General features: G+C 50.8%; 14 protein-coding genes and 2 tRNA genes. All 16 read left to right on the top strand.

What is annotated here, in order from left to right; genetic code table 11:
* Positions 1 to 9 precede the first annotated feature (9 nt).
* Entirely contained in the window at positions 10 to 2,826 is a 2,817-nt protein-coding gene (gene infB, locus HUU59_02160) for a translation initiation factor IF-2 (protein ID NUO18239.1), read from the top strand.
* The gene (locus HUU59_02155; GenBank protein ID NUO18238.1) at positions 2,823 to 3,110 is read left to right on the top strand and encodes a DUF503 domain-containing protein; all 288 of its coding nucleotides are present in this window, start codon (positions 2,823 to 2,825) and stop codon (positions 3,108 to 3,110) included. Before infB ends, HUU59_02155 begins: the two co-directional genes overlap by 4 nt.
* On the top strand, positions 3,103 to 3,480 hold the full coding sequence (gene rbfA / locus HUU59_02150; GenBank protein NUO18237.1) for a 30S ribosome-binding factor RbfA: 378 nt from the start codon (positions 3,103 to 3,105) through the stop codon (positions 3,478 to 3,480). Before HUU59_02155 ends, rbfA begins: the two co-directional genes overlap by 8 nt.
* Positions 3,481 to 3,503: 23 nt before the next feature.
* Positions 3,504 to 4,454: a bifunctional oligoribonuclease/PAP phosphatase NrnA gene (locus HUU59_02145; protein NUO18236.1), complete on the top strand. Its 951-nt coding sequence runs from the start codon at positions 3,504 to 3,506 to the stop codon at positions 4,452 to 4,454.
* The gene (gene truB / locus HUU59_02140) at positions 4,451 to 5,113 is read left to right on the top strand and encodes a tRNA pseudouridine(55) synthase TruB (protein ID NUO18235.1); all 663 of its coding nucleotides are present in this window, start codon (positions 4,451 to 4,453) and stop codon (positions 5,111 to 5,113) included. The genes HUU59_02145 and truB overlap by 4 nt, the downstream gene beginning before the upstream one ends.
* A 26-nt stretch (positions 5,114 to 5,139) precedes the next feature.
* Entirely contained in the window at positions 5,140 to 6,102 is a 963-nt protein-coding gene (locus HUU59_02135; GenBank protein NUO18234.1) for a bifunctional riboflavin kinase/FAD synthetase, read from the top strand.
* Positions 6,103 to 6,132: 30 nt separating this feature from the next.
* Positions 6,133 to 6,402 carry a 30S ribosomal protein S15 gene (gene rpsO / locus HUU59_02130; GenBank protein NUO18233.1) on the top strand — a complete coding sequence of 90 codons (270 nt, stop codon included), beginning with the start codon at positions 6,133 to 6,135 and terminating at the stop codon, positions 6,400 to 6,402.
* Positions 6,403 to 6,452: 50 nt separating this feature from the next.
* On the top strand, positions 6,453 to 8,645 hold the full coding sequence (locus HUU59_02125; protein NUO18232.1) for a polyribonucleotide nucleotidyltransferase: 2,193 nt from the start codon (positions 6,453 to 6,455) through the stop codon (positions 8,643 to 8,645).
* Between the two features lie 81 nt (positions 8,646 to 8,726).
* Positions 8,727 to 9,917, top strand: coding sequence for an insulinase family protein (locus HUU59_02120; GenBank protein NUO18231.1), 1,191 nt, complete (start codon positions 8,727 to 8,729; stop codon positions 9,915 to 9,917).
* Entirely contained in the window at positions 9,889 to 10,362 is a 474-nt protein-coding gene (gene dut / locus HUU59_02115; GenBank protein NUO18230.1) for a dUTP diphosphatase, read from the top strand. Before HUU59_02120 ends, dut begins: the two co-directional genes overlap by 29 nt.
* A gap of 43 nt (positions 10,363 to 10,405) precedes the next feature.
* Entirely contained in the window at positions 10,406 to 10,789 is a 384-nt protein-coding gene (locus HUU59_02110) for a MerR family transcriptional regulator (GenBank protein NUO18229.1), read from the top strand.
* Positions 10,767 to 10,843 (top strand) — tRNA-Pro (locus HUU59_02105). The genes HUU59_02110 and HUU59_02105 overlap by 23 nt, the downstream gene beginning before the upstream one ends.
* A gap of 47 nt (positions 10,844 to 10,890) precedes the next feature.
* Positions 10,891 to 11,523 (top strand): SOS response-associated peptidase, encoded by a 633-nt coding sequence (locus HUU59_02100; GenBank protein NUO18228.1) that lies wholly within the window; start codon positions 10,891 to 10,893, stop codon positions 11,521 to 11,523.
* 29 nt (positions 11,524 to 11,552) lie between these two features.
* Positions 11,553 to 12,704: a class I SAM-dependent rRNA methyltransferase gene (locus tag HUU59_02095; protein ID NUO18227.1), complete on the top strand. Its 1,152-nt coding sequence runs from the start codon at positions 11,553 to 11,555 to the stop codon at positions 12,702 to 12,704.
* A 108-nt stretch (positions 12,705 to 12,812) separates the two neighbouring features.
* Positions 12,813 to 13,505 (top strand): protein-L-isoaspartate(D-aspartate) O-methyltransferase, encoded by a 693-nt coding sequence (locus HUU59_02090; protein NUO18226.1) that lies wholly within the window; start codon positions 12,813 to 12,815, stop codon positions 13,503 to 13,505.
* Positions 13,483 to 13,559, top strand: a tRNA-Pro gene (locus tag HUU59_02085). The genes HUU59_02090 and HUU59_02085 overlap by 23 nt, the downstream gene beginning before the upstream one ends.
* Positions 13,560 to 13,613 lie beyond the last annotated feature (54 nt).

The following is a 13,613-nucleotide window of genomic DNA, read 5'->3' as shown; positions in this document are numbered from 1 at the left end:
TACTGTCTATTGAGCTCTGCCAAGCAGAAAAAGATCTATCAGGTTGCCAAGGAGCTGAACGTCGCGAGTCCCGCGATTGTTGAGTTCCTGGAAGATCGCGGATTCGATGTTTCGAAATCGCCCAAGCATATGTCCCCCATGACGGACGAGATGTATGATGAGGTGGTTAAGAAATTCGATCCTTCGCGCTGGCAGCAGATGCACGTAACTGAGACTCAAACGGAGGCTCAGCAGCTGCGTGTAGAGTCTGAACGCGCCCGAACCGATCAGCTTGAGGAATTGCTGCAAACTGCTGCGGCTCAAACATTTGATTCCGCCTCGACGTTGATAAAGCAGGTTGAGGCTGAAGAAGCAAAGCGTGAAGAAGAGCGAAAGACAGAGGAAGAGAAGGAGCAAAGTCGCGCAGAAGCTGAGGCCAAAGCCAAAGAAGCTGAAGAAGAGCGACTGAAGCGTGAGGCGGAGGAAAAAGCCGCTGAGCGCGCGAAGAAAGAGCAAGAAGAGATTGCAAAGCGCCGCAAGGAAATTGAGGCGCAACGAGCGGCAGATGAAGCCCGTCGACAGGCGAGAGCAGAAGCTGCCAAAGCAAAGGCTGAATCGAAAGGCGCAAAGGGAGATGCAAAGTCTGAAAAGAAGACTGCGCATCCGCAAAGAGATTCGGCGGCGGGTAGGCCGTCGACTGGGGGAAGGCCAGGGGCACCAGCCGGGCCCCGATCTGCGCCGTCAGCACCGAGAGTTCCTCGTCCGGACGCGGCAGTTGCAGCACAGGCTCCTGCAAGAGATGAAAGTGCGGAGTCACGAAAGCGCCGTGCTCCGACGAAAGCAGACATCGAGCGGATAGAGAAGCAAAAAAAGCTTATTGCCGCTCAAAAGCAAGAAAAGTCGAAGCGACCGCTTGTAGACGACAGCCGTTCGCGACGGAAAGTCAAGACAAAACGGAAAGAAGTCAATCAGGCTGAAGTCGAAGCGTCCATTCGCCATACCTTGGCGTCGATGGACACAGGCAAGCGAAAAGCAAAACGCCGTGACCGAGTGACCGGCGAACTGGTGGAGACGCATGACAATGTCCTGCAGCTGACTGAGTTCGTCTCCACACAGGAACTAGCGAACTTGATGGATGTCGAGGTTTCAGAAGTCATCAAGAAGTTCTTCCTGATGGGTAAACTCGTCACGATTAATCAGAGACTTGAGCGCGACTTGATCGAACTCATGGCGGACGAATTCGGGTTCCAAGTCGAGTTCGTATCTGATGAGGAAGAAGTTGAGCAGGATCTTTCAGATGAGCAGGATGCGCCCGAAGATCTCGTTCCCCGTCCGCCGGTGGTTACTGTAATGGGACATGTCGATCATGGCAAGACTTCGTTGCTTGATTACTTACGCAAAACCTCAGTGATTTCGGAAGAGCACGGCGGCATCACACAGCACATCGGTGCGTATGAAGTCGTTCATAAAGGACGTACGATCAGCTTCCTGGATACTCCCGGTCATGAGGCTTTTACAGCAATGCGTGCACGTGGAGCACAGGTAACGGATTTGGTCATATTGGTCATTTCCGCCGACGACCAGGTTCGCCCTCAGACGCTCGAGGCCCTGAGTCACGCGCAATCGGCCGATGTTCCCGTGATTGTTGCCATCAACAAGATAGACCGACCGAATGCGGATCCCGAGAAGATTAGAAAACAGCTTGCTGAGCACAATGTTCTGGTTGAGCAATGGGGAGGCAAGGTTCAGTCTGCGGAAATATCGGCGAAGTTCGGTCAAGGCATAGATGCTCTTCTTGAAGAAGTTTTGTTGGCTGCCGATATCCTTGAGCTAAAGGCAAATCCGAAGCGCCGTGCCCGTGCCACTGTCATTGAGACGCGAATTGACAAGGGTCGCGGCGTTGTTGCGACGGTTGTTGTCACGAACGGCACATTGAATGTTGGAGATCATTTTGTTGCCGGCCAACAGTATGGTAAGGTTCGGACATTACTCGACGAAAATCATCGTCCTATTGACAATGTCGGCCCGGGCAGGCCGGCGCAGGTCGTTGGATTCTCAGGCGCGCCGCAGGCTGGAGATTCATTTGTAGCCTTTGACAGCGAACGCGAGGTAAAGGACATTGCAATGAGGCGCCAGCTGTTGCAACGCGAGCAGACATTCAGGCAGATCAAAATGCTCAGCCTGGATCAGATATCTCAGAGAATTCGGGAAGGCGAAGTTCGTGAATTGCCGTTAATTATTAAGGGCGATGCGGATGGTTCAGTAGAGGCAATTTGTGATCAGCTACAACGTCTTGGCACAAAAGAAGTGGCTGTAAAAATCGTTCACAGAGGTGTCGGCGCAATCAGCGAAAGCGACGTTTTGCTTGCAGCTGCTACCGGTTCGATCATTCTTGGATTCCACGTGCATCCGAATCTGAAAGCACGCGAATTTGCAATGCGTGAAAGCGTTGATATTCGAGTGTACCGCATCATTTACGAAATGGAAAGCAACGTCAAGGAGGCGCTTGAAGGAATGCTGAGACCTGACAAACGCGAGGACGTTGTTGGTCTCATTGAAGTGCGGCAGACTTTCCATGTGCCTTCTGCAGGGACAATTGCGGGGTGCTTTGTCGTTTCCGGCGCGATTAGGCGCCAGAGTCAAATTCGGCTGCTTCGTGACGGAAAGCAAATCTGGTCCGGAACAATCGGTTCGCTTAAGCGCTTCAAGAACGATGTAAGCGAGGTCAAGGCGGGTTATGAATGCGGAATTCTCCTCAACGGAATGAATGACGTTCGGGAAGGTGATTCCATCGAAGTGATACAAATCACGGAAGTCAAACGGACATTGGAACAGTCGGTCGCATGAAATACTGCGTTGGGGTGTTGAGGGTTACGCTTCACTTGCCGCACAGTCACTCACTTAAAGAACGCCGCAGCGCTGTCAGTTCCGCGAAAGAAAGGCTGAAGTCGAAATTTAATCTGTCAATTTTCGAAGAGCCGACTGAGTCATGGCAGATTTGCAATTTGGCAATTGCTTGCGTAGGTGAGTCGGAAACGCGAGTTGATCAAGCGCTTCGCAATTCTCTGAATGAACTCGAGAAGGATGACAGGCTGTCCGTATTAAGCCCTTCGGTTGAATACTATGTCTAATTTGCTAAGGCAGAATAGTGACGGTCCTCGAAGACCACTTAGGCTTGGTGCTGAGCTTGAGCGGGAGATGCCCGGAATGATTCGGGAAATCGTAGATGTGCCGACGGACATGATTGTTTCTGTAACGGGGGTTTCAGTGACCGATGACTTGTCGCTCGCTGAGGTCTTTTTCAGTGTAATCGGCCAATCGATGACGGGAGTGGCACTTGAGCGGCTGCTGAATAAGAATAGAGGCAAGTTTAGAACCGCGATTGCGAAGCGCTTTGTAATGCGGCATCATCCTGACGTCAAATTCAGATACGATGAAACGCCCGCCAAGGCGGCGCGCATCGAAGAACTTCTGAAGCAAGTCCGGAGCGGAGACCTGTAAACTTGGAGTTCTCAGCAAGTGTTATGTCTCAGTTGAGACAGCTCTTTGAATCAAATCGTGTCTTAATTTCTTCGCACGTCCGTCCTGACCCTGATGCAATCGGTTCGGTGTTGGCAATCAGAGAGGCAGTCTTGCAGTGCGGCGGCACTCCCACATGTATTCTCGAGGATGAGTGTCCAGTGCGATGCCGGGTGCTTGGCGGGTCAGAGCATCTTCTGACGGCCAAAGAAATGAAGAGCGCAGAGAAATTTTCTGACGTGATTGTCGTAGATGCCGGAAATCGAGATCGAATCGGCTGTGTCGAGTCCTTTGTTGCAGACGGAGCGAGGATTGCCAATATTGATCATCACATATCGAATTCTCGATTCGGAACAATTGATATTGTTGACGTAGAATCCTCGGCTTCGGGCGAGTTGTTGTTTCAGCTATTCGAAGCCATGGGACTGAAGATGACGTCAAGCATGGCGACGAATCTCCTGGCGGGAATTCTAACAGATACCGGCAGATTTAGACATTCAAATACATCTCCGTCTTCACTTCGAATTGCTGCAAGACTCGTAGAAGCCGGCGCCTCACTGCCTGCCTTGACAGAGCACCTCTACTACTCTATTCCAGCAAAAGACCTGAGATCGACCGCACAGATACTCGCAACTCTGGAGCTGCACGGAAACGGCGCGATTTCAACGATGTTTGTATCACGTGACTATGTCGTCGAAGATCCAGACAACCTAATCGATTTAGGCCGGGCTATTGAGGGCGTAGAAGTTGCCGTGCTCTTGTCTGAAATGAAAGACGACAAGATTCGGGTTTCTCTTCGTTCAAAATCCCGGGTAAATGTTTCTGCGATAGCAGAGATGTTTGGCGGCGGAGGTCATGAGCGCGCTGCCGGATTCAGAATGTACGGAACACTCCGTTCTGTTCAAGCACGACTGCTGCCGAGCTTGCTGAGAGCTCTGGAGTTGGCACACAGTTGAACGGGATAATTCTTCCGGTCGACAAACCGGCCGGATGGACATCATTCGATGTCGTAGCCAAGCTTCGTTCGGGTCTCCGCTGGAGAAAAGTGGGGCATGCCGGTACATTAGACCCGATGGCAACAGGACTGCTGATTGTACTGTTCGGAGAATGCACATCATCTTCGGATGAATTCATGGACCTTGGCAAGCAATACCGAGGCGTTGTCAAGCTTGGCGTGACCACAAGCACGGATGATCTCGACGGTGATATCATAAGTGAAAGACCGGTGAATTGGGATGAAGTTCTTGTCCGGAACATTGTGAGTTCTTTTCGCGGCGAGATACTTCAGCGTCCACCAGCAATCTCAGCGATTAAAGTCAACGGAGAACGCAGTTACAAGATTGCCAGGAGTGGCAAAGAACTATCGCTTGAACCTCGCCCTGTGAAGATTCATGAAATCACAGTGGTGGAACTCAGTTGTCCATTTGTTACAATTGAGGTGACTTGCGGCAAAGGTACATACATTCGCTCAATCGCCCGCGACATTGGAGAACTGCTTGGATGCGGAGGAAGCCTTGCCAAGCTGCGAAGGACAAGTATAGGTGACTATCAGGTTGAAGACGCGTGGCGGATTGAGGATGCACTTAGAGTTCCGGAATTCAGAGGACAGCGGTAAAGAGAATGCAAGTTCACAAAGGTGATTTGTCCAGTACAATCCGGTCTGCCGGAACGGTAGTAACGATTGGAAGCTTTGATGGACTGCACATGGGGCATCGTCAGATTTTGAATCGCGTTATGAACAACGCACAGCAACGCGGTGCAGTCCCAATGGCAGTGACATTTGATCCTCATCCGCGTTCCTTCTTAGCCGGAGACCAGCGCAATATCTCAATGCTGTACAGCCTTGAAGAGCGACTGAAACTGATTGAGACCGTGGGCATCGAACATGTATATATCATCGAGTTCATGGAGTCCATTCGGAATCTTACTCCGCGAAAATTCGTTGAGCAATTCTTTGTTAAAAACTGGAACGCTGTCCAAATCGTCGCAGGTTATGATCATACTTTCGGCAAGGACAGGGAAGGTGACCACGAGAGCCTACTTTCTCTTGGAAAGGAATACGGCTTTCAGGTGGAAATTGCACCACCGGTGATCATGAATGACCAGGTTGTATCTTCGACCGCAATCCGCCGGTTGATAATGGAGGGTGATCTGCCGCTGGCAAATCAAATGCTTGGCAGAAAATTTTCATTGACGGGCAGAGTGGTAAGAGGCTTTGGAAGGGGAAGGCGATTAGGCTGCCCCACGGCAAATCTGTCCGAATTCGGATCCGGTAAGATCATTCCGCGAGATGGAATTTACGCCGCGATTGCGGAAACTGGCGGTTACGCATATCCAGCGGCTGTATCAATCGGCTTCAATCCGACTTTCGGCGGACAAATGCACTCAGTCGAAGCACATATTCTTGATTTTGATTCGGATCTCTATGACCGACTGGTTACTTTGAGATTTGTCAAGCGTCTACGAGGCGAAATCAAGTTTAGCGGTGAAGAGGCCCTTTCCGCGCAAATGAAACAGGATGTCCAGGATATCCGCAGCATTCTCACGGAAGACGGGTATTCTATGGAGCCGCACAAACTTGCTCCCCTTACCAATGCAATTTAGCAACAACAAAACATAAACAGACAACACACCATGGCTGAAGCAGTGAATCCCCGCCGTCAGCTGATTGATCAGTACGGCCGCTCGAAAGATGATACAGGAAGCCCGGAAGTTCAGGTTGCACTTCTGACGCACCGTATTAACTATTTGACCGAGCATCTTAAGACCAACAAGAAAGACAACCATTCACGGCGCGGTTTGCTACTGTTAGTAGGAAAACGCCGCAGGATCTTGAAGTATTTGAACAAGAAAGATGTAAACCGTTACCGCGAACTCGTTAAGCAACTTGGCCTGCGCGGCTGACAAGTGTTTCGAGATCACATCGGGAGAAGGAGAAGGAGAAAGAGGAACAAATGACACGCGAAACACTTGAAGTCGGCGGATTGCCGTTGACACTTGAAACCGGCCGAATGGCAAAGCAGGCAGATGGAGCAATCTGGCTGACTTACGGGGAGACAACCGTTCTTGCCACGGTTTGTGCAAATCTCGATTCTGAGACAGACTTTGATTTTATGCCGCTTACCGTCGACTACCGCGAAAAGATGTACGCGGTCGGTCGAATCCCGGGAGGTTTCTTTAAGCGAGAGGGGCGTCCTTCCGAGAAGGAGACTCTATCAGCGCGTTTGACTGACAGGCCACTTCGCCCGTTGTTTCCGGAAGGATTCAACAAAGAAGTGCAGATTATGATTAATGTGTTCTCCTCCGACGGTGAACATGATCCGGATGTGCTTGGCACTATCGCTGCGTCGGCCGCACTAACTATTTCGTCGGTGCCGTTTCTTGGCCCGGTAGGCTCGGTGAGAATGGGCTACGTTGAAGGCGAGTTTGTCGTCAACCCGACTTTCAAGCAGCTTGATGAGTCTAAGCTTGACGTCGTTGTCTCTGGCACTGCTGAGTCAATCATGATGATTGAGGGAATTGCAAAGCTGGTTGACGAGGACACTTTCCTCAAGGCCATCGAAATCGCGCATAGCGAGATCAAGAAAATTGTCGGCCTGCAAGAGGAGCTTCGCCGCAAAGTAGGCAAGCCGAAGGCTGAATTTGCTCCTCCGGCAAAGAACAAGGAGCTGGAAGACAGATTGATTCGGGACTTTGAAGGTAGAGTTGCCGAGTTATGTAAGATTGCCGAGAAGCAAGAGCGCAAGAAGGCCATGAAGGCAATTGTGGCCGATGCAATTGCGGCATTGGATGAGGAATTCCCTGAGGAAGATGGTACGATCAAGGAATGGGTGAACGCACGCTTTGATCTGATCGTTCGCAGGCGCGCTGTAAAAGATAAAGTCAGGCTCGATGGACGTGGACACACAGACATTCGACCGATTACGTGTGAAGTTGACATCTTGCCGCGTGTGCACGGCAGCTCTTTGTTTACACGTGGACAAACTCAAGCACTCGGTGCCATTACCTTGGGTGCAAAGTTTGACGAACAAAAGGTTGACGGAATTGACGGCGTTTACTTTAAGCCTTACATGCTGCATTACAACTTCCCGCCCTTCAGCGTAGGGGAAGTACGGAAATTTCTTGGACAGTCTCGGCGTGAAGTCGGACATGGAAACTTGGCTTGGCGCGCGATTCAGCCGGTTCTTCCTGCATGGGATGACTTCCCGTACACTATTCGTGTTGTTTCTGAGGTTCTTGAATCCAACGGAAGCTCGTCTATGGCGACTGTTTGCGCCGGCTGCATGGCATTAATGGCGGGCGGTGTGCCGCTTAAGGCACCGGTTGCAGGCATTGCAATGGGTTTAATTGAAGAGGATGGCGAATTCGCCATTCTCTCCGATATTCTCGGTGACGAGGATCATCTTGGTGATATGGACTTCAAAGTCACTGGCAATGAGCAGGGAATTACCGCCTGCCAAATGGATATCAAGATCACAGGTATTTCGATTGATCTGATGCGGACCGCGATTCGTCAGGCACGTCAGGGAATCGACCATATACTTGGGAAAATGCGCGCGGCAATAGCAGAGCCACGTCCGATGATTTCGCCGTTTGCACCGCGAATTGCCTTTTTCACTGTTGATCCTGACAAAATCGGACTGATTATTGGACCGGGTGGGCGTACGATTCGTGACATCATTGCCCGCAGCGGCGCGCAAATTGATATCGAAGACACCGGCCAGATCTGCATTTCGGGTCCGAGTTCGGAAGAAGTTGAGAAGGCACTCGGTATTCTACGTGGTATGACCGAGAATCCCGAAGTTGGCAAGGTTTATGACGGGCGAGTTACCAAGATTACGGATTTTGGTGCATTCGTTGAAATTCTCCCCGGCCGGGAAGGGCTTCTCCATATTAGTGAAATCGAACATCACCGTGTGGCGAAGGTTGCCGACCATTTAAATGTTGGAGATCCGGTCAACGTCAAACTGGTAAAAATTACGCCTGAAGGAAAACTCGATCTTTCTCGCAAAGCGCTACTTCCGCGTCCTGAGGGTATGCCTGAAGAGGAGCCCAGGGAGCGTAAAGAGCGAAGCGGCGGTCATGGGCGTGATAAGCACCGCGGGGACAAGAAGCCCAGGCACGAAAAGGTGAAGGACGAAGACTAGTCTTCCTATGACAGCAAGGAAAATTAATTGACAAAGGCCTCGACATTTCTAAAGACGGAATTTCCAAGCGGAGTTCGTCTGGTGAGCGAAAAGATACCAAGTGTCCGGTCCGCAGCACTTGGGATTTGGGTGACTGTGGGATCTCGGCATGAAAGTGAAAAACTGAATGGAATCTCGCACTTCATTGAGCACATGGCTTTCAAGGGTACTGCCTCGCGCAGCGCGATGGATATCGCGAAGACGATTGAGCGAGGCGGTGGTCATATCAATGCATTTACAGGCAAGGAACTGACGTGCTTCTACGTTCACGTTCTCGACGAACAAATCCCGACCGCTGTCGATATCTTAACTGATATTCTGCAGAATTCCGTCTACGACCCCGCGGAAATCGAGAAGGAAAAGCAAGTTATTCTCGATGAGATTCGGGATCATGAAGACATGCCCGACGATGTTGTTCATGAGCAATTTATCAACCAAGTATATCGCGACCATCCGCTGGCGAGGCCAATCCTTGGTCCGCCTGAGAATGTCTCCTCGTTCTCGCGTGAAGATATTCAAGGTTTTGTGAAGGAGCATTACAGTCCGCACAGAATTGTGGTCGCGGCGGCCGGCAACGTGAAGCATTCTCACCTTGAGAAACTTGTTTCGGGAAGTCTTTCGTTGAAAGGAAGAAAGCAAAAGCGTTCGCCGCAGATGTTGCAATCGCTCAAGCCCGGATTTGAGCGGGCAGGCAGGGCGATCCAGCAAGCACATATGATGATGGGCGGCCGTGGCATTCCCTACAAGTCTAAGGACAGGATCGCGGTTTCGATGCTCAACACGGTACTTGGCGGTGGAATGTCGTCGCGACTTTTTCAGAATATACGTGAAAAGCACGGTATTGCCTACGCCGTATATTCCTATGCCGACTCACTGTCCGATACCGGTTATTATGGAATCTATCTTGCAACGGACAAGCAGCGTGTAGACAGAGCCCGCGAAATGGTCATGAACGAACTTCATGATTTGAAGGACCGCCCGCTTTCGAAGGCAGAGATTGAGGAAATCAAGATTCAGTATAAGGGCGGACTGATGCTTGGGCTTGAGAATACATCAAGCAGAATGATGCGACTGGCGCGGATGGAGATCTATCAGGGACGTTATGTTCCGCTTGATGAAATCAGCGCTCGAATCGATTCCGTTACTCCGCGCAAGGTCCAGGCCATGGCTAATTTGCTTTTTGACGAAAAGAACATTGTCACAAATGTTCTTGAACCTGACGGAAAGTCCTGAAATCTTGAGTCTGGTAGTTCCGATTGTCCGCTTGAGTCACGCACCTGATGACTTGCCGTGTTATGCCACGGCCGGTGCCGCGGGAATGGATCTTTGCCTTGCCGGCGAGAGTGTCACTTTGACACCTGGGGACCGCAAATTACTTCCGACAGGATTTCAGATTGCGATACCTGCCGGTTATGAAGGGCAAGTAAGGCTTCGATCAGGATTTGCCCGTCGGACCGGGTGTTTCATGCCAAATGCCCCGGGAACAATTGACTCAGATTACCGTGGTGAATTGCTCGTGCTCCTGATGAACGGTTCGAATGAAACCGTGGTGATTGAACGAGGAGAGAGATTCGCCCAGCTGGTTATCAGTTCAGTAGAACGTGTTGAATGGAGGAGCGAGATCGAACTAACAGATAGCCATCGCGGATCTGGAGGGTTCGGCAGTACGGGCCGATGAGAAATTTGCAAAAGACCCGTGAATTCTTTATGTTTTTTCCTTGATGAATATTCCGTCTGAAAAGCGCGACGCGCGAGTACCTCAGCTCAAGAGGCTTTACTATTCAATAAGTGAGGCAGCAGAGATGACAGGAGTGCCGGCACATGTACTGCGGTATTGGGAGAGTGAGTTCCCCCAATTGCATCCGAAGAAGGGCAGAGGCGGAAACAGACTTTACACGGAAAACGATCTCGCGCTATTATCAAGAATCCAGGACTTGCTGCATAACAAGAAATTCACGATTGCCGGTGCAAGAAAGCAGCTTGAACTCGGTTTGGACGATATTCCGGCAAGAGCAGACAATACAAGTGTTCTGGATGAGGTCAAGAGTGAACTCCGCGAGATTCTCGAGTTGTTAAATACGTCGGGGCGTGGCGCAGCCCGGTAGCGCACCACACTGGGGGTGTGGGGGTCGCTGGTTCAAATCCAGTCGCCCCGACCAATGGACACACGGGTTCTTCCCGTGTGTTTTTGTGTGAGGACATAGAAATGTGTAATGCTTATGGTACAATAGGTTATTCCCGGAGCGCGTTTGTACATGATTTGCTGGGAATACCCCGGAATTTGGACTACGACCGTCCCAAAAGGATTGTCAGGCCAACCGACAAAGTCCCGGTAATTCGGTCAACTGGATCGGGACTTGAGCAGACTGAGCTAAGATGGGGGCTGATACCTGCCTGGTCAAAGTCAATGCCCGAGCGACCTTTGACAAATGCACGGTCTGAAACAGTCGAAGATTTGCGCTCGTTCTCTGATGCCTTTCGGAAAAGACGGTGCATTATGCCTGCTGTTGAGTTCTATGAGTGGATCAAAGGAACCAAACAACGCGTGACTTTTCTGCCGACGGAAGAGGAGTTTATGTTCGCCGGAATGTGGGACTCGTGGTCTGACGGAACTCAGACGATTGAAAGTTGTGTCATGCTGACGACTTCCGCTAATGACATCATGGCTCCGGTGCACGACCGCATGCCTGTTATTTTGAGGCCGGAGGAATGTGTCCGGTGGCTTCGTGTTGATTCTTCGGTTGTTGAGCTTCGCGAATTTCTCAGACCGGTTTCAAGTGAGTTCATCAAGATTGCTGACGACTTTCGGCCTCCAAACTCTCAGACCTCTCTCTTCTGATGAGCAGTGCTGCATTTTCAAAGGTAACATTGAAGAGGGCTGCAGAGAGCAGAGTTTTCGGCGGCCACTTATGGATCTTTTCAAACGAATTGCATGAAGGTTTCCAGTCCTTTCAACCAGGCGAAATTGTGGAAGTCGTTGACACAAAAGGCAGGTCGTATGGGGTGGGTTCGATTAACCCGCACAGCCTCATCTCAGTCCGCATCTTGTCCCGTGAATGCAAAGCGATTGGCCGTTCATTTCTCCATGCAATGCTTGAACGGGCACTGGAAAGTCGTAGCCGCCTGATTGACGATTGCAATGTTTGCCGGATCGTTTTCAGCGAATCCGATTTTCTTCCCGGCCTGATTGTTGACCGTTTTGAATCTGTGACAGTCTATCAGGCGCTTACTTATGGGATGGAGCGTATGCGACCCGCAGTTGAGGAGTGGCTGGATAGCCGGTTCGCGGGTTCGACAATAATTGCCGCAAACGACTCTTCGATGAGAAGTCTCGAAGGTTTGGTGCGGGAACGAGTGCAGGTAACTGGAGATCCTATTGAGATGTCCTGGTTCCGACAGGACGGGTTGCGGTTGCTCGTTGACCCTTTGAAAGGGCAAAAGACCGGGTTCTTTCTTGACCAAAGAGTTAACCGCAAACTTATGCAAAGTTATGTCAGAAGGGGTGACACGTTTCTGGATCTGTTTTGCTATTCGGGTGCATTTGGAGTATATGCGTTGCAGGCAGGCGCAAGGCACGTCACTTTTGTTGACGGTTCAAGACGCGCGTTGGAGTTGGCAGGAGAAGTATCTGATGCGAACGGTTTCTTGTCGAGGTACAGTCTCATTGAGGCAGATGTTTTTGAGTGGATCAAGGAGCAAGAGGAGCAGTTTGACCTTGTCAGCATTGATCCGCCCGCACTGGCTAAGAACCGAAGTAAAGCGATGACGGCATTGCGAGCATACCGTGATCTGAACGCTCGTGCGATGAAGCGAGTAAAGCCTGGCGGACTGCTGTTCACATCGAGCTGCTCTGGTCTAATCTCCCGGGTAAACTGGAGAAATGCTCTTGAGGATGCTGCCTTTAAGAGCCATCGAAGGGTTCGTTTTGTCGCCTTTGGAACGCAGTCACCTGACCACCCTGTCCTGGCGGCTATGCCGGAAACCGAGTATCTGAAATTCGCGGTACTGCAGGTGTTCTAAATTTCGAGTTTTTCGGGGCTTGACAATCCAACATGGGAATGCTATATTCTGGTTCTGTCTGTATGTCAGCACTGGAAGTTTCGATTCAATCATCTCTAACTTAAATATATGAGAAACTATAAGTTATCGAGAGATGAGATGGTGTTGACACAGCTGGCCCGCCGAGGTATCGCCAATGAGCGCGTTCTTGAGGCAATGCGGCAAGTCAAACGCCACGAGTTTGTTGAGGAGGCGTTCCAGAATCGTGCCTACGAGGATACTCCGCTCCCCATTGAAAATGGGCAGACGATCAGCCAACCCTTCATTGTGGCGAAGATGACAGAGTTGCTCGATGTCCAATCAACGGATAAGGTTCTGGAGATTGGCACCGGGTCAGGCTATCAGGCCGCAATCCTGTGTTTGCTGGCCGGAAAAGTATTTACGATTGAACGTCATTTTGCGTTGGCAAGGACTGCGAGAGCAAGGCTGGAAGCCGCAGGATTTGCGAATGTGATTGTGAAGCACGGCGATGGGACAATTGGCTGGTCTGAACAGGCACCGTTTGACAAAATACTAATCACGGCCTCAGCACCTCATTTGCCGAAAACTCTTTCAAACCAGTTGAAAGAGGGTGGGCGAATGATTTTCCCGATGGGTGAGGGACGTGAACAGGTCTTGAAGGTCGTTGACAAAATTGGCGGCGAGCTTCAGATACAGGAGATGGGGGTGGTATCCTTTGTGCCTTTGATTGGGCGCGAAGGGTTCAGTGATCCGGGGTCGGATCCGAGACAATATATGTCGGGGCGTAGCGCAGTCCGGTAGCGCACTTGGTTCGGGACCAAGGGGTCGCTGGTTCAAATCCAGTCGCCCCGACCACGCAAAATGGCCGCCCTGTTGCAGGTGCGGCTTTTTTGTTATACGTGTGAATAC

Source organism: bacterium, assembly GCA_013360195.1.
Classification (GTDB): Bacteria; Electryoneota; RPQS01; order RPQS01; family RPQS01; genus JABWCQ01.
The sequence above is the reverse complement of the archived record's forward strand: the minus strand, read 5'-3'. Positions and strand labels throughout refer to the sequence as shown.